We start from the raw sequence: 15637 nt of genomic DNA, 5'->3' as shown, positions 1-15637 counted from the left end.
AACCGAAAGACTGATCATGGCAATCAATCTGGAACTGCCCCGCAAGCTTCAGGCAGTCGTCGAGAAGGGCCATCAGGGCGCCGCGGAGATGCTGCGGCCCATCTCGCGCAAGTACGACCTCGCCGAGCACGCCTACCCGGTCGAGCTCGACACCCTGGCCAACCTGTTCGAGGGCATCTCGAGCGCCAAGACCATCTCGTTCGCGGGCGCCGAGGCGTTCCGCGACGACGCCAACGGCTCCGGCAAGGACGCGACGGTCAACGGCGCCAACATGTCTGCGTTGCTGAACGCTCTGGAGATCAGCTGGGGCGATGTGGCGCTGCTGCTGTCGGTGCCGCGCCAGGGCCTGGGCAACGCGGCCATCTCCTCGGTCGCGACGCCCGAACAGCTGGAGCGTCTGGGCAAGGACGTGTGGGCCGCGATGGCCATCACCGAACCGGGATTCGGCTCCGACTCGGCCGCGGTGTCGACCACCGCGGTGCTCGACGGCGACGAGTACGTGATCAACGGCGAGAAGATCTTCGTCACCGCGGGTTCGCGTGCCACCCACATCGTGGTGTGGGCGACGCTGGACAAGTCGCTGGGCCGTGCGGCGATCAAGTCGTTCATCGTGCCGCGTGAGCATCCCGGCGTCACCGTCGAACGTCTCGAGCGCAAGCTGGGCATCAAGGCCTCCGACACCGCGGTGATCCGCTTCGAGAACGTCCGCATCCCCAAGGACAACCTGCTGGGCGACCCGGAAATCCATGTGGAGAAGGGTTTCGCCGGGGTCATGGAGACCTTCGACAACACCCGGCCCATCGTCGCGGCCATGGCCGTCGGCATCGCCCGCGCGGCGCTAGAGGACCTGCGCGCGATCCTCACCGACGCCGGGGTGGAGATCTCCTACGACAAGCCCGCCCACGCGCAGAGCGCCGCGGCCGCGGAGTTCCTGCGCATGGAGGCCGACTGGGAGGCCGGCTACCTGTTGACGGTCCGCTCGGCGTGGCAGGCCGACAACAACATCCCCAACTCCAAGGAAGCCTCGATGGGCAAGGCCAAGGCCGCCCGGGTGGCCAGCGACATCACGCTCAAGGCCGTCGAAATGGCGGGCACCACAGGCTATTCCGAGCAGACCCTGTTGGAGAAGTGGGCGCGTGATTCCAAGATCCTCGACATCTTCGAGGGCACGCAGCAGATCCAGCAACTCGTCGTGGCGCGGCGGTTGCTGGGCCTGACCTCCGCCGAACTGAAGTAGCCCCGTCCCGCCGAGCACACGCAAAACTGCACGAAACCGTGCAATTTTGAGCAGTTTTGCGTCTGCTCGCCAGGGATATGGTGAGGGGCATGGAATCGTTTCAGGCATTGGTGGCACGGACGGACGGCGACCGCGTCGAGGCCGGTTTGGAAACCCTCGAGCCTTCGGCGCTGCCGCCGGGCGAGGTCACCATCCGCGTGCTGTACTCCAGCGTGAACTTCAAGGACGCGCTCGCGCTGACCCCCAAAGGCGGTGTGGTGCGCGAATATCCGGTGGTGCCGGGCATCGACCTCACCGGTGAGGTGGTGGCGTCAGATTCGCCCGAGTTCGCGGTGGGTGATCTGGTACTCGCGCACGGCTACGACATCGGCACCGGCCACCACGGCGGCTACGCCGAGTACGCGCGCCTGCCTGCGGATCAGATTGTCGCGCTGGGCGCGTTGACGCCACGCGAAGGCGCGGCGATCGGCACCGCCGGGTTCACCGCGGCGATGAGCGTGGAGGCCATCACCGCCCGGGGCATCACACCCGACGACGGCCCCGTCGTGGTCACTGGCGCGACCGGTGGGGTCGGCTCGGTGGGTGTCGATCTGCTCTCCGCGCTGGGCTATCACGTCGTGGCCTCGACCGGTAAGGCCGACCGCGCCGACGAACTCCGCGCGCTCGGGGCGGCCGAGGTGATCGGCAGGCTGCCCGCCGATCCGGACGCCAAGCCCCGCCCGCTGGCACGTGCACAGTGGGCCGCGGCGGTCGACTGCGTCGGCGGCGCCACGCTCGCCGACGTGCTCAGCACCCTCAAGTACGGCGGCGCGGTGGCCGCGAGCGGACTCACGGGCGGCGTGGCGCTCCACACGACGGTGATGCCGTTCATCCTGCGCGGGGTGGCGCTGCTCGGCATCGACTCGGTGCAGATGCCGATCGGGCCGCGTCGCGCGCTGTGGGAGAAACTCGGCGGTCCCCTCAAGCCCCGCCACCTCGACGACGTGACGCACGAGGTCGACATCAAGGACGTGGTCGGTGTGATCGACGAGGTACGCGCCGGCCGCTACGCCGGCCGGGCCGTCGTGAAGGTCGCCGGCGGCTTCTAGAACCTCCTGCAGATACGAAATCGCCCAGAACACAAGGTGTTCTGGGCGATTTCGTGTGATACGGGTCTAGCCGAGCACCCGCTGCAGATCCGGAACCATGGCCTGCAGTTCCCGGCCCCAGTAGGCCCAGTTGTGCGTGCCGTTGTTCGGGAAGTTGAACACACCGTTGTTGCCGCCCGCCGCGATGTAGTTGTCGCGGAAGGTCTCGTTGGTGCGGATCGTCAGGCCCTCCAGGAACGTGGCGGGCAGGTCGCCGCCGCCGAGTTCGTTGGGCTGGCCGTTACCGCAGTACACCCAGATGCGGGTGTTGTTGGCGACGAGCCGCGGGATCTGCACCATCGGGTCGTTGCGCTTCCAGGCGCTGTTCGGATCCTCGGTGGGACCCCACATGTCGTTGGCCTTGTAGCCGCCGGCGTCACCCATGGAGATGTTGATCAGGAACGGCCACCAGCCCTCGGAGGGGTTGAGGAAGCCTGACATCGAGCCGGCGTAGATGAACCGGTCCGGGTGGTACGCCGCAAGGATCAGCGCGGCCGAGCCCGCCATCGACAGACCGATCGCGGCGTTGCCGGTCGCGGCGACGTCACGGTTGGCGGCCAGCCATTCCGGCAGCTCGCTGGTCAGGAAGGTCTCCCACTTGTAGGTGACGCAGCCGTTGTTGCCGCAGGCCGGCTGATACCAGTCGCTGTAGAAGCTCGACTGACCGCCGACGGGCATGACGACCGAGAGCCCGGAGTCGAGGAACATCTCGAACGCGTTGGTGTTGATGTCCCAGCCGTTGAAGTCGTCCTGGGCGCGCAGGCCGTCGAGCAGGTACACCGCGTGCGAACCTGGTCCGCCACTCTGGAACTGAACTTTGATGTCGCGGCCCATCGACGGTGATGGGACCATCAGGTACTCGACCGGCAGACCGGGCCGGGAGAAGGCTCCCGCGGTCGCCGAGCCGCCGACCACGCCGACCAAGCCAGGCAGCAGCAGTGCCGCCACGGCCGCCACCGTCATCCGGCGGGCCCAATGGCCACGAATCTTGTCAATGAAGGTCATACTGCGAATCCATCCGTATTCCGGTCATATACGCCCACTGGGGATCGTCGATCACGTTGCGACCTCGCGGCGAAAGGTTTCGCCACGATGCCGCGCCCGCTCGATGGAGTCCGGTGTCTCTGAGCGGACCGAGAGATTCTGTTGTGCGTCCCTGAGTAAATCATGGGCCCGCTTGCAGGGAAAACCCGCGACGCGCCGCCGAACTGCACTTCTGTAAATGGCCGGAGATGAATTCTTTTTCCCTTCCACGGGGGTTGCAAGCGCTCTGCCAGGTAAAACACGTGTCAAATTCGGCGGAGGCGCATTCGGGTCCACTTATGAAAGACGTCGGCCGTGATCGTTGCGTTCACAACCGGTGGCCAGAGGGTTATCCGATCGACGCCGATCCCTGATCAAACGGTCCGTTTCCCCTCGTCCATCGAGTGAACATACTAAAAAGTATGGTAACGTCCGCGGCCGTGACCATATCCGTATCGGGCGCCGCCGCCGCGACGACGTCGGCCATTACTGACGAATTCGTGACGCGGCTGGCCGAACGGGCCCGCGAAGCCGAGGAACTGCGACGTCTACCCGACGCTACGATGACCGATCTCGCGGCGTCCGGGTTCACCGAACTGCTCACGCCGGCCCGCTTCGGCGGGCAGCAGGCCGACTTTCCCGCACTGCTCGATCCGGTCCGACGGATGGCGCACGGCTGCGCGTCGAGCGCGTGGACCATCGGCTTCCTCGCACTGCACAACTGGATGCTGGCGTTGTTCGGCGAGCAGGCCCAGGCCGAGGCCTACGCCACGCGACCTTTCCTCGCACCGGCGCCGCTGGCGCCGAACGGCCGCGGCCTGCCTACCGAGGGCGGCGTGCGGCTCAGTGGCCGGTGGTCGTGGGCGACCGGCGTCATGCACGCCAACTGGATCATGGTGGGTGCGTTGTGCGGGCCCGATGACGCGATCTACCCCGCGCTCGCGCTGTTGCCCGCGTCCGACATCGAGGTCGTGGACGTGTGGCACACCGACGGAATGCGGGCCACCGGATCCAACGACGTCGTGGTCACCGACGCCTTCGTGCCCGAACACCGACTGGTGAGCGTGATCGACGTCTACACGGGCACCGCTCCGGGCGCGAAGGTGCACGACGCCGCCACCTACCGCTGGCCGATGGTGCCCGCGTTGGCATTGTTGGCGGCGATGCCCGCGCTCGGCAGCGCCGAGCGTGCGGTCGAGATCTACGCCCAGCGCCTCTCCGAGCGCGTCATCGCCTATGAGGGCGTCAAACAGAAGGACAAACCGGCCGCGGTCGCCCACCTCGGCGAGGCCCGGGTGCGACTGCGCGCGTTGCGGGGCCTGCTGGCCGACACCGTCGGCGAGATCGAGGACACCGTGACGGCCGGCGATCCGGTGTCACGCGAGGTCCGCGCGCAGGCCAGACTGGCCGCGGCGCACATCGTGCGTGAGTCACGCGCGGTGATCGCGCTGCTGCTCGCCTCGTCCGGTGCCAGTGCCCACTTCCTGGACAATCCGCTGCAACGGATCAGCCGCGACGTCGGGGTGCTCTCGGGGCACGTCATCTTCGACCACGACACGAGTTGTGAACTCGCGGGCGCACTGTCGATCGGGATGAAGATCTCGCCCATCGCGATGATCTGACGCGGTTAGCGTGGAGCGCGTGCCCACCCGTCACGAGATCACCCGGCACCACGATCCCGATCCCGTCGAGAGCCCGTGGGTCGACGGACCTCCACCGGACGAACCCGTCGCGATCGTCGCCCCCGACCCGCGGTGGCCGGCCCGTTACCGCCGCCTCGCCGAGCAGATCCGCGCAGCACTGGGGCCCGTGGTCCTCGATCTGGACCATGTGGGGTCGACGTCGGTGCCCGGACTGGCCGCCAAGGACGTCATCGACATCGATCTCACGGTCGGGGATCCGCGCGACGAGTCGGCATACGTTCCGGCACTGCAGAATCTGGGTTACCGCCTGACGGTGCGTGAGCCCGGCTGGCATCAACACCGCTGCCTGCGCCTCGACGTGCCGCGAGCCAACCTGCACGTGTTCGGACCCGACTGCCCCGAGGTGGTCCGCCACCGGATGTTCCGCGACTGGTTGCGCAGCCATCCCGACGACCGCGAGAGTTACGAGAACGCCAAACGCGCGGCCGTGCCAGGGGGCGGTCACGTGATGGATTACAACGCACGCAAACAGCCCGTCATCCGCGAGATCTACGACCGCATGTTCCGTGCCGAGGGACTGCTGTGAGCCGTCGACGGCGTTTGACAACGTTTGAAGTCAGGCCTTGCCACCGAACATAGATAAAAGTAACGTCAGTTTCAGTTTTGTTGAGTTCCACACCGGACCCCACTTCCCCCGCCTACCGGAGCCACTTCATGGAATCATTTATCCACCTGCGTAAAGGCAGAACCCCGAAGCGACTGCACGCCGATCTGGAGGGCCTCAAAGACGACGAGCTGGGCCGCGGCGGATTCACCGGGCGCACCGCAAACATGTACCGGCGCAACGACCCGACCGCCTACCGCAGCGTCGGACCCCTGCGCCCCACCGACGTCCTGTCCTCCGAGCTGAAGCCCAGCGACGCCACCGACGCGCACGGCGGCCCGCTGCTCATGTTCTCCAACCCCGACTGCCAAGTGCTGCTGTCGCGCCGCAGCCAGGAGATGCCGTTCTTCGTCCGCCATGTCGACGGCGATCTGCTGTCGTTCGTGCACAAGGGATCCGGCCTGCTGGAGACCGAGTTCGGGCCGCTGCGCTACCGCGAGGGCGACTGGATCTACATCCCCAAGGCGTGTACGTGGCGCCAGATCCCCGATGACGAGTCGACACTGCTGATGATCCAGGCGACCGACGAGTTCCGGGTGCCGCCACCCGGAACGCTCGGCAGGCACTTCCCGTTCGACCCGTCGCAGGCCGTGATCCCCGACCCGCAGCCCATCGACGACGGCACCGGCCCGCAGACCGACGGTGAGTACGAGGTGCGCCTCATCCACGATGGCGGCCCGACGACGTTGTTCTACCAACACCATCCGCTCGACGTGGAGGGCTGGCGCGGGGACAACTTCGCCTTCACCTTCAACATCGAGGACTACAACGTCGTCACCTCCGACAGCGTGCACCTGCCCCCGACGGTGCACCTGTTCATGCAGGCCACCGGCGTCTACATCATGAACTTCCTGCCCAAGCCGGCCGAGGGCGTGCCCGGCACCGAGCGCACACCGTGGTACCACCGCAACGTCGACTACGACGAGATCGCGTTCTTCCACGGCGGGTCGCTGTACGGGATCCCCATGCCGCCCGGCTTGATCTCGCATGCGCCACAGGGGGTTCACCACGGCGCCCCCGAGAAGGCGCGTGAGCGGGCCCGCCGCAAGTTCGACGAGTTCGACAGCGTGGACTGGAAGGTGATCGCCGTCGACACCCGCCGCAGGCTCATCCCGTCCGAAGAGATCCTGGCCAACGATCTGGGGCAGCACTAGATGACGACGACAACCGAAGCACCCGTCAAACACGAATACGACCGCATCCCGTATCTGGTTGCCTACCAGAACAACTCGGCAGTGCGCGACGTCTACGGCGGGGTCGCCGAGCTCGTGGTGCTGGAGAGCTACCTGCTGCGGCCCAAGAACAGGCCGTCCGACACCGTCCTGGTGTTCATGCACCCGATCGGCGGTGGCGCGTACCTGCCGATGATCAACGGCCTGGCCCGCGCGGGTCACCACGTCATCTACTGCAACAGCAGATTCCGCGGCACCGACTCCGCGCTGCTGATGGAGAAGGTGGTCGAGGACCTCGGCGAGTGCATCAAGGACGCCAAGAACCGACTGGGCTACTCCAAGGTGGTGCTGGCCGGATGGAGCGGCGGCGGTTCGCTTTCGGTGTTCTACCAGCAGCAGGCGCAGAACCCGACCGTGACCGCGAGCCCGTCCGGCGACGGCCCCGATCTGACCCAGCTGGGCCTGATCCCGGCCGACGGCATCATGCTGCTCGCGGCGCACATCAGTCGCCACGGCACCCTCACCGAGTGGCTCGACGCGTCGATCCTCGACGAGTCCGACCCCACCAAGCGCGATCCCGAGTTGGACCTCTACAACCCGGACAACCCGAACCAGCCACCGTACTCACCGGAGTTCCTCGATCGCTACCGCGCCGCACAGATCGCGCGCAACCGTCGGATCACCAAGTGGGTCAAGGAGAAACTCGCCGAGCTCAAGGCCGCCGGGCGTCCCGATGACGAGTTCGCGTTCGTGGTGCACGGCACCATGGCCGACCCGCGCTGGCTCGATCCGACCGTCGACCCCAACGACCGCAAACCGGGCACGTGCTATCTGGGCGATCCCCAGGTGGTCAACAACTCCCCCGTCGGCCTGGCGCGGTTCTGCACGCTGCGCAGCTGGCTGTCGCAGTGGAGCTACGACGACGCCAACGGTGACGCGGTCAAGGCCGGTCCCGACATCGCGGTGCCCGCGCTGGTGATCGGCAACCTCGCCGACGACGCCTGCACACCCAGCCACACCCGGCGTCTGTTCGAGGCCATCGGGCATCCTGACAAGGAGATGCACGAGATCCCCGGCGCCAACCACTATTACGCGGGCCCTGATCAGCGCGACACGCTGCGCCAGGCCGTCGGGATCTGCACGGACTGGCTGCACCGGCACGGGTTCTCGCTGCCGGTCGCGAGCGCGGCGACCGAGGGTGCGGCGCAGTGACAGCCGGACCACTCGACGGCGTGCGGGTGCTCGAACTCGGCACGCTGATCTCGGGCCCGTTCGCCGGGCGACTGCTCGGCGACATGGGCGCCGAGGTCATCAAGATCGAGTTGCCCAGTGCGCCGGACCCGCTGCGTACGTGGGGCCAGGCCGAGCTCGACGGACACCACTTCTTCTGGACCGTGCACGCCCGCAACAAGAAAGCCGTCACACTCGATCTCCGGAAGCCCAAGGGCCGCGAATTGTTCCTCGAGCTCGTCGACCGCTCCGACATCATCGTCGAGAATTTCCGGCCGGGCACGCTGGAGAAGTGGGATCTGGGGTACGACGTTCTGCGGCAACACAACAAGGGCGTCATCCTGGTGCGGGTGTCCGGGTACGGGCAGACCGGACCGGAGGCCGGGAAGGCCGGGTATGCCTCGGTGGCCGAGGCCGCCAGCGGGTTGCGGCACATGAACGGGTTCCCTGGCGGTCCGCCGCCACGGCTGGCACTGTCGCTGGGTGACAGCCTGGCGGGCATGTTCGCCGCGCAGGGTGCGCTCGCGGCGCTGTACCGCCGCAGCGTCACCGGCGAAGGCCAGGTGGTCGACACCGCGCTCACCGAATCCTGCTTGGCCATCCAGGAATCCACCATCCCCGACTACGACGTGGGCGGTGTGGTGCGCGGGCCGTCGGGCACGCGTCTGGAGGGCATAGCGCCGTCGAACATCTACCAGAGCGCCAACGGCAGCTGGGTGGTGATCGCGGCCAACCAGGACACCGTGTTCCGCAGGCTGTGCGCCGCGATGGGCCGGCCCGAACTCGCCACCGACGAGCGGTTCTCCGATCACCTTGCGCGGGGCCGTAACCAGGACGAACTGGACAAGATCATCGGGGACTGGGCCGCGCAGCGCCAGCCCGACGAGATCATCTCCACGCTGTCGGACGCCGGGGTGATCGCCGGGCCGATCAACACCGTCGCCGAAGTGGTCAACGATCCCCAACTGCAGGCCCGCGGCATGATCGCCGACCACTGGGACGAACGGGTCCAGCGCAACATCAAGGGCCCCGGCGTCGTCCCGGTACTGTCGGAGTCACCCGGAACCATCCGCAACGCCGGCTCCGCGCGGCCCGGCCAGCACAACGACGAGATCTACACCGGGCTGCTGGGACACACGGCCGACGAACTGCAGGCGCTGCACGACGAAGGGGTGCTGTGATGGACCTGCCCACCCACGTCGACATCCGCGAGGTCTGTCTGCGCGACGGTCTGCAGATCGAGAAGCCCATCCCGTTGTCGGCCAAGGTCGAGATCCTCGAGGCGATCGTCGCGACCGGGGTGCGCGAGATCGAGGCCACCGCGTTCGTCTCACCGAGCAAGGTTCCGGCGCTGGCCGACGCCGCCGAACTCGCCGCGGAGCTCCACCGCTTCCCCGACGTCGAGTTCTCGGCCCTGGTGGCCAGCCCCAACGGAGCCAAACGCGCGATCGCCGCAGGTTTGCACTCGATCGAGTATGTCGTGTCGGCCGCCGACAGCCACAGCAAGGCCAACGTGGGTCGCTCCAGCGCCGAGGCCACCGCGCAGATCGCCGACATCGTCGCGATCGCGCACGACAGCGACACCTCGGTCGAGGTCATCGTCGCCACGGCATGGGACTGCCCGTTCGACGGACCCACCGACCCGCAGCGTGTCCTCGACATCGTCTCGGCCGCTGTCGAATACGGCGCCGACCGGCTGGCCATCGCCGACACCATCGGCACCACCACACCGCGGCGCGTGACGACGCTGGTGCAGCAGGTGCGCCCGCTGATCGGCGATCTGCCTCTCGGCGCCCATTTCCACAACACCCGCGGCGCCGGGCTGGCCAGCGCGTACGCGGCGGTGCAGGCCGGCATCACGCGGCTCGACGCCTCGGTGGGCGGGCTGGGCGGATGCCCCTTCGCGCCGGGTGCCAGCGGGAACATCGCGACCGAGGATCTGGTGTACCTGCTGCGCGACAGCGACATCGGGGTCGACATCGACCTGCGGGCCGCGATCGAGGCCGCACGCGTGGCGCAGCGGGCCGTCGGACACGACCTGCCCAGCGCACTGTTACGCGCGGGCGACCGGATCCTGGGCTGAGCCGACATGGCATCCGGTGAGCTGGGCTCGAAAGGCCGCCAGACGCGCACGGCCATCGAGTTGGCCGCGCGGAAGCTGTTCGCCGAACGCGGTTTCCACGGCACCACACTGGCCGACATCACCTCGGCGGCGGGCAAAAGCCCCGCGGTGTTCTACCGCTACTTCACCGACAAGGAAGATCTGCTGGCCGCGCTGGCCGAATCGTTCCTGCACGACGTCGTCGAGCCCTCGGGGCTGAACCTGCACCTGCCGGACTCCCCCGACGACGCGGAGTTCTTCACCTCGGTGGTCACCGGGTACTGGAACATGTTCAAGCAGAACATCGGCATCATGATCGCCGTCGCCCAACTGGCCGCCACGCAGCAACGGTTCGCCGAGGTGCAGAACAGTTTCCGCCGCTTCGGCATCGACATCGTGGTGGCGTCGGTGCGCCGTGCCCAGGAGCAGGGGCACGCGGTGGGACTCGTGCCCGAGCACATCGGCGCGGCGATCGCATTGCTGTTCGAGAACTTCACCACGGTGTTCGTGGGGTCATCCGGGCTCGGTGTCGAGCTCGACGACCGCGAAGCCATCACGACCCTCGCGACGATCTGGAAGAAAACCCTGTACGGCTTTTAAGGAGATCAACGTGGATTTCACCCTCCCGGAACACCTTCGGGACACTCTCGCCGAGATGGACGCGTTCATCGAGGCGGAGATCAAGCCGCTGGAGCGCGAGAACATCCAGTACTTCGACCATCGTCGTGAGCACGCGCGCACCGACTGGGACAACGGCGGCGTCCCGCGGCGCGAGTGGGAGGAACTGCTCGACGAGATGCGCAGGCGCGCCGACGCCGCGGGGTGGCTGCGCTACGGCCTGCCCGCGCGGTTCGGCGGCCGCGACGGCACCAACCTCGACATGGCGGTCATCCGGGAACACCTGGCCCACAAGGGTCTCGGCCTGCACAACGACCTGCAGGACGAGTCGTCGATCGTCGGCAATTTCCCCCAGGTCATCATGATGGACCGGTTCGGCACCGAGACCCAGAAAGACGAATGGGTCGAGGCGATGATCACCGGCAAGCGGTCGATGGCGTTCGGGCTCACCGAACCCGGGCACGGTTCGGACGCCACGTGGCTGGAGACCACGGCGGTGCGCGACGGCGAGGACTGGATCATCAACGGCACCAAACGGTGGAACACCGGCGTGCACCGCGCCACGCATGACCTGATCTTCGCCCGCACCTCCGGGGAACGGGGGCAGGCCCTCGGCATCACGGCGTTCCTGGTCCCCACCGACGCCCCCGGGTTCCACGTGCCGTTCTACTGGTGGACCTTCAACATGCCCACCGACCACGGCGAGGTCGAGTTGACCAACGTGCGGGTGCCGGCCGACGCGGTGCTCGGCGAGGTCGACCGCGGGCTGGAGGTCGGCCAGACGTTTCTGCACGAGAACCGGATTCGGCAGGCCGCCAGCAGCCTGGGCGCCGCGCAGTACTGCATCGACCGCGCAGTGACCTACGCCGGTGAGCGCGAGGTGTTCGGCAAACCTCTCGCGGTCAACCAGGCCGTGCAGTGGCCGCTGGTCGAACTGCAGACCGAGGCCCAGATGGTGCGCCTGCTGGTGTATTACGCCGCCACGCAACTCGACGCCAACCACCACATGGAGGTCTCGGACAAGGTGTCGATGGCCAACTACCGCGCCAACCGACTGGTGTGTGAGGCCGCCGACCGGGCCATGCAGGTGCACGGCGGCATCGGTTACAGCCGCCACGAACCGTTCGAGCACATCTACCGCCACCACCGCCGCTACCGCATCACCGAAGGCGCCGAGGAGATCCAGATGCGCCGGGTCGCCCAGCGGCTGTTCGGGTTCGGCAGGGCCAAGAAGTGACCGAGACGCGAGACCCCGCGAGTTTGACCGGCGGGCTGGTCGACGTCCTCGCCCCGGTGGTCGGTGCCGGGGTGAGCGTGGAGAACCTGCGCGAGCTGACCGGCGGTGCGAGCCGCACCACGTGGTCGTTCGAGGCGGTGACCGCCTCGCAGCGGCGGGCCTTGATCCTGCGCACCGGCCCACCCGACGAGGTGCACGCCGGGATGGAGCTGGAGGCCGGTGCGCAGCGCGCGGCCGCCGCGGCGGGTGCGCCTGTCCCCCACGTGCTCGTCGCCGACAATTCCACTGCGGCGCTGGGCAACCCGTATCTCGTATGCGACTTCATCCCCGGCGAGACCATCGTGCGCCGGATCCAGCGGCAGCTCGACGCTGCGGGGCGGGCGAAACTGCTCACGCAGTGCGCGCAGGCGCTGGCCGCGATCCACCGCGCCGAACCGCCCACCGACATCGGCCTGACCGAACTGGACCAGGTGGGTCAGTGGCGTGACCAGCTCGACGAGATGGGCGACACCACCGCGACTTTCGAGTGGGCGTTCCGGTGGCTGGCCGCCAACCGGCCGCCCGCGTCACCACCGCGGTTGATACACGGCGATTTCCGCATGGGCAACCTCATCGTGGACGGTTCGGACCTGGCCGCGGTGCTGGACTGGGAACTGGTGCACATCGGCGAGGTCTACGAGGACCTCGCGTGGTTCTGCATCCGCGCGTGGCGTTTCGGCGCCACCGAGAGCCACGCGGCGGGTGGACTCGGCAGCATCGAGAACTTCCTGACCGCCTACGAGGACGCCGGTGGGATGACGCTCGACCGCGACGCGATCCGGTGGTGGCTCGTGCTCGCGACGTTGCGCTGGGGCGTCATCTGCCGGTATCAGGCCGAGCGGCATCTGAGCGGTCAGACGCGCTCGGTGGAACTGGCGACCATCGGTCGCCGGGTCTGTGAAACCGAGTGGGACATCTTGACGTTGCTGGACGGGAGCCCGTCATGACCGGTCTGTACGGCCGCCCGACCGCGGCCGAACTGGTGGCCGCGGTCGCCGAGTTCCTCGACACCGATGTCCGCGCCGCGACAAAGGACGCAGGTGCGAGCGCGGGAGCGGTGAACTTTCACGCCAGGGTCGCGGCCAATGCGCTGCGGATGGTCGAACGTGAACTGCTCGCCGATCATCCGGCCGAGGTGTTGGAAGCGGTGCACCGACTCGGATTCGACGACGAGACCGCGCTCGCCGCCGCGATCCGCGCCGGTGACCTCGACGACCGTCCCGACGAGGTGACCGCGTGCCTGCGGGCGTTGGTGAAACGCCGTCTCGACGTGGCCCACCCGGGTTATGACACGCCGTAGGAGCGGCTCAGAGCCGACGTGCCCGCGCCAGCCACGCGGGTTCGTCGACCTGCGTGTCCACCGGCAGTCCGATGGCCTCGGCGTGCGCCGGGCCCACCACGCCCCGGTAGGTGGTCGTCGCGAGCGCCTCCAGTTCCCAGCCGTCACCGAACGCCTGCCGGATCTGCTCTTCGCTGACCTCGGGCCCGAATCCACGGCCGGCATCCGAGAGCGCCAGGATGTGGACCGTGCCACCCGGCCGGCAGCCCGCGTGCAGGCTCGCGACATAGGTTCGCCGGTCGGCGTCGTCGAAGATGTGGAACAGCGCGCTGTCGAGAATCGTGTCGTAGGCCCCGTCACCGAGGTCACCGAGAGCCATCGCGTCACCGACCGCGAACCGGGCGTCGACGGCCTGGCGCGTGGCGTTCTCGCGCGCCATCTCGATGGCCTGCGGCGAGAAGTCGATGCCGAGGACGTCATACCCCAGACGCGTCAGCAGGATCGTGTGTTCCCCGGCGCCGCAACCCACGTCGAGCACCTGGCTGCGGATCGAACCTGCGCGCTCCAACTCGATGACCGCCGGTTGCGGCTCGCCGATCACCCAGGGCGCGGTGCGGGATTCGTAGGCTTGGTCGAACAATTCGCGTGTCGGTGTCGTGTCCATGCCCCCAGTCTTCAACCTGAATGTCACTTGAGGTCAAGCCCCGGAAAGGTGGATCGATGCCCGTGATCGATGTCGACCAGTTGGACGATGTCGCGAACCGCTTGTTCGGCGCGATCGAGCGCAGCGACCGCGCCGCGGTCGCCGCCCTGTGGTCCGAGGACGTCAGGGTGTGGCATTCCGGTGACCCCAGGGACAACGAGCGCGCCCGAGCGCTGCGCGTCATCGACTGGTTCGTCGATGCCACCGCGCAGCGGCGCTACGAGATCCTGGAACGGCAGTTCTTCGACGGCGGATTCGTACAGCAGCACATCGTGCATGCCACCGGCCGCGACGGCGCACGGATCGACCTGCGGGTCTGCATCGTCATCAAGGTGGGCGCCGACGGCCTGATCACCCGCGTCGACGAATACTTCGACCCCGAAGACATCGCACCGCTGCTGAACCAGGTGGGAAGCTGATCTCACCGGATCTCGTCGGATCGGAGGCGCCATGACCACTCTGCAGACCCTTCTCACCGCGAGCACCGGCAACTGGACACTGGCTCCCGCCCGGTCCATGGTGCGGTTCCGCACCAGGACGATGTGGGGGCTGATACCGGTCAACGGCACGTTCACCGAGGTCAGCGGTTCGGGGACGATCGCCGACGACGGTGTGACCGGCCGCGTCGTGATACCCGTCGCGTCGGTGCGCACGGGCATCGGCAAACGCGACGAGCACCTGCGGTCGGCCGACTTCTTCGACGCCGCAACCCACCCTGAGATCACCGCAGAGGTCAGCGGCGCGCAACCGTCGGGAAACGGCGCGCTGCTGGACCTGACGCTGACCGTACGGGGCACCTCGCGGCCGCTGCGCCTGTCCGTCGGCGTGGAGGTCCTCGACGACGGCAGCCTGCGGGTGTCGGGCGGGTGCACGCTGGACCGGCGCGATTTCGGCGTGTCGGGCAACATGGTCGGCATGGTGGGAACGTCCACCGACGTCGCGGCGGATCTGGTGTTCACCCGGGGCTGAAGCGGCGCAAGAGAATTCACCGACTTCTCCGTCGCACCCCGCAGAAGGCAGTAGCATCGCCGTATGGCCGGCTCCGCGCCGCTGCGCATCCTTGTGTACAGCGACAATCCGCGCACCCGTGAGCAGGTGCGGCTCGCGTTGGGCAAACGGATCCACCCGGAACTTCCCGAGATCGAGTATGTCGACGTCGCGACGGCGCCCATGGCGATCTCGCAGATGGACGCGGGCGGGTTCGATCTGGCGATCCTCGACGGCGAGGCCACCCCGGCCGGCGGGATGGGCGTCGCCAAGCAGGTCAAGGACGAAATCGACGACTGCCCGCCGATCCTGGTGCTCACCGGCCGGGCCGACGACGCCTGGTTGGCCAAGTGGTCACGCGCCGAGGCGGCCGTCCCGCACCCGATCGACCCGATCCGGCTGAGCGACGCCGTCGTGTCGCTGCTGCGGGCGCCGGCCCAGTAGTTCTCAGCGAAACTTCCCGCGAATCACGCTGCCGCCGTTGATGGTTGGCGGCACGGCTACAGCGGCAGTTGTCCGCTGCCCCGTTACGAAACGATACTAACCAAAATGTGTGGCACAGGCCGCAAAGCTCGCT

Annotated in this window: 17 protein-coding genes; 15 read left to right on the top strand and 2 right to left on the bottom strand. The window is 67.7% G+C overall.

The window, feature by feature from the left end; genetic code table 11:
* Positions 1–16 precede the first annotated feature (16 nt).
* Together AT701_RS10605 and AT701_RS10600 are read left to right on the top strand one after the other, a co-directional pair.
* On the top strand, positions 17–1237 hold the full coding sequence (locus tag AT701_RS10605; protein ID WP_011728136.1) for an acyl-CoA dehydrogenase family protein: 1221 nt from the start codon (positions 17–19) through the stop codon (positions 1235–1237).
* 89 nt (positions 1238–1326) lie between these two features.
* The gene (locus AT701_RS10600) at positions 1327–2325 is read left to right on the top strand and encodes an oxidoreductase (protein ID WP_058125803.1); all 999 of its coding nucleotides are present in this window, start codon (positions 1327–1329) and stop codon (positions 2323–2325) included.
* Positions 2326–2391: 66 nt separating this feature from the next.
* On the opposite strand, the gene AT701_RS10595 is transcribed toward AT701_RS10600, so the two are convergent.
* Positions 2392–3369, bottom strand: coding sequence for an esterase family protein (locus tag AT701_RS10595; protein ID WP_003893447.1), 978 nt, complete (start codon positions 3367–3369; stop codon positions 2392–2394).
* Between the two features lie 440 nt (positions 3370–3809).
* On the opposite strand from AT701_RS10595, the gene AT701_RS10590 reads away from it, so the two are divergent.
* The 10 genes from AT701_RS10590 (at position 3810) to AT701_RS10545 (ending at position 13391) form a co-directional block, all read left to right on the top strand.
* Positions 3810–5009, top strand: a complete 1200-nt coding sequence (locus tag AT701_RS10590; RefSeq protein ID WP_014877290.1) for an acyl-CoA dehydrogenase family protein — start codon at positions 3810–3812, stop codon at positions 5007–5009.
* Between the two features lie 19 nt (positions 5010–5028).
* Positions 5029–5616, top strand: a complete 588-nt coding sequence (locus tag AT701_RS10585) for a GrpB family protein (RefSeq protein ID WP_003893445.1) — start codon at positions 5029–5031, stop codon at positions 5614–5616.
* A 128-nt stretch (positions 5617–5744) separates the two neighbouring features.
* The gene (locus AT701_RS10580) at positions 5745–6848 is read left to right on the top strand and encodes a homogentisate 1,2-dioxygenase (protein WP_003893444.1); all 1104 of its coding nucleotides are present in this window, start codon (positions 5745–5747) and stop codon (positions 6846–6848) included.
* On the top strand, positions 6849–8078 hold the full coding sequence (locus AT701_RS10575; RefSeq protein ID WP_058125802.1) for an alpha/beta hydrolase family protein: 1230 nt from the start codon (positions 6849–6851) through the stop codon (positions 8076–8078).
* Entirely contained in the window at positions 8075–9277 is a 1203-nt protein-coding gene (locus tag AT701_RS10570; protein ID WP_058125801.1) for a CaiB/BaiF CoA transferase family protein, read from the top strand. Before AT701_RS10575 ends, AT701_RS10570 begins: the two co-directional genes overlap by 4 nt.
* Entirely contained in the window at positions 9277–10179 is a 903-nt protein-coding gene (locus tag AT701_RS10565; RefSeq protein WP_081319680.1) for a hydroxymethylglutaryl-CoA lyase, read from the top strand. The genes AT701_RS10570 and AT701_RS10565 overlap by 1 nt, the downstream gene beginning before the upstream one ends.
* 6 nt (positions 10180–10185) lie before the next feature.
* Positions 10186–10797, top strand: a complete 612-nt coding sequence (locus tag AT701_RS10560; RefSeq protein WP_003893440.1) for a TetR/AcrR family transcriptional regulator — start codon at positions 10186–10188, stop codon at positions 10795–10797.
* Between the two features lie 10 nt (positions 10798–10807).
* Positions 10808–12052: an acyl-CoA dehydrogenase family protein gene (locus AT701_RS10555; RefSeq protein WP_003893439.1), complete on the top strand. Its 1245-nt coding sequence runs from the start codon at positions 10808–10810 to the stop codon at positions 12050–12052.
* Positions 12049–13038 (top strand): phosphotransferase family protein, encoded by a 990-nt coding sequence (locus AT701_RS10550; RefSeq protein ID WP_081319442.1) that lies wholly within the window; start codon positions 12049–12051, stop codon positions 13036–13038. Before AT701_RS10555 ends, AT701_RS10550 begins: the two co-directional genes overlap by 4 nt.
* On the top strand, positions 13035–13391 hold the full coding sequence (locus AT701_RS10545) for a DUF6285 domain-containing protein (RefSeq protein ID WP_058125799.1): 357 nt from the start codon (positions 13035–13037) through the stop codon (positions 13389–13391). Before AT701_RS10550 ends, AT701_RS10545 begins: the two co-directional genes overlap by 4 nt.
* 7 nt (positions 13392–13398) lie before the next feature.
* Here the strand turns inward: AT701_RS10545 and AT701_RS10540 are convergent, their stop codons facing one another.
* Positions 13399–14034 (bottom strand): class I SAM-dependent methyltransferase, encoded by a 636-nt coding sequence (locus AT701_RS10540; RefSeq protein ID WP_058125798.1) that lies wholly within the window; start codon positions 14032–14034, stop codon positions 13399–13401.
* 56 nt (positions 14035–14090) lie between these two features.
* Here AT701_RS10540 and AT701_RS10535 point away from each other — a divergent pair, with 56 nt between their 5' ends.
* The 3 genes from AT701_RS10535 to AT701_RS10525 all read left to right on the top strand — a co-directional run bounded on the left by AT701_RS10535 (position 14091) and on the right by AT701_RS10525 (position 15504).
* The gene (locus tag AT701_RS10535) at positions 14091–14492 is read left to right on the top strand and encodes a nuclear transport factor 2 family protein (protein WP_058127597.1); all 402 of its coding nucleotides are present in this window, start codon (positions 14091–14093) and stop codon (positions 14490–14492) included.
* A gap of 31 nt (positions 14493–14523) precedes the next feature.
* Positions 14524–15042 (top strand): YceI family protein, encoded by a 519-nt coding sequence (locus tag AT701_RS10530; protein ID WP_058125797.1) that lies wholly within the window; start codon positions 14524–14526, stop codon positions 15040–15042.
* 63 nt (positions 15043–15105) lie between these two features.
* Positions 15106–15504, top strand: coding sequence for an Rv3143 family two-component system response regulator (locus tag AT701_RS10525; protein WP_003893433.1), 399 nt, complete (start codon positions 15106–15108; stop codon positions 15502–15504).
* Positions 15505–15637: the final 133 nt, after the last annotated feature.

Origin of the sequence: Mycolicibacterium smegmatis, from assembly GCF_001457595.1 — a bacterium.
Taxonomy (GTDB): domain Bacteria; phylum Actinomycetota; class Actinomycetes; order Mycobacteriales; family Mycobacteriaceae; genus Mycobacterium; species Mycobacterium smegmatis.
The sequence above is the reverse complement of the archived record's forward strand: the minus strand, read 5'-3'. Positions and strand labels throughout refer to the sequence as shown.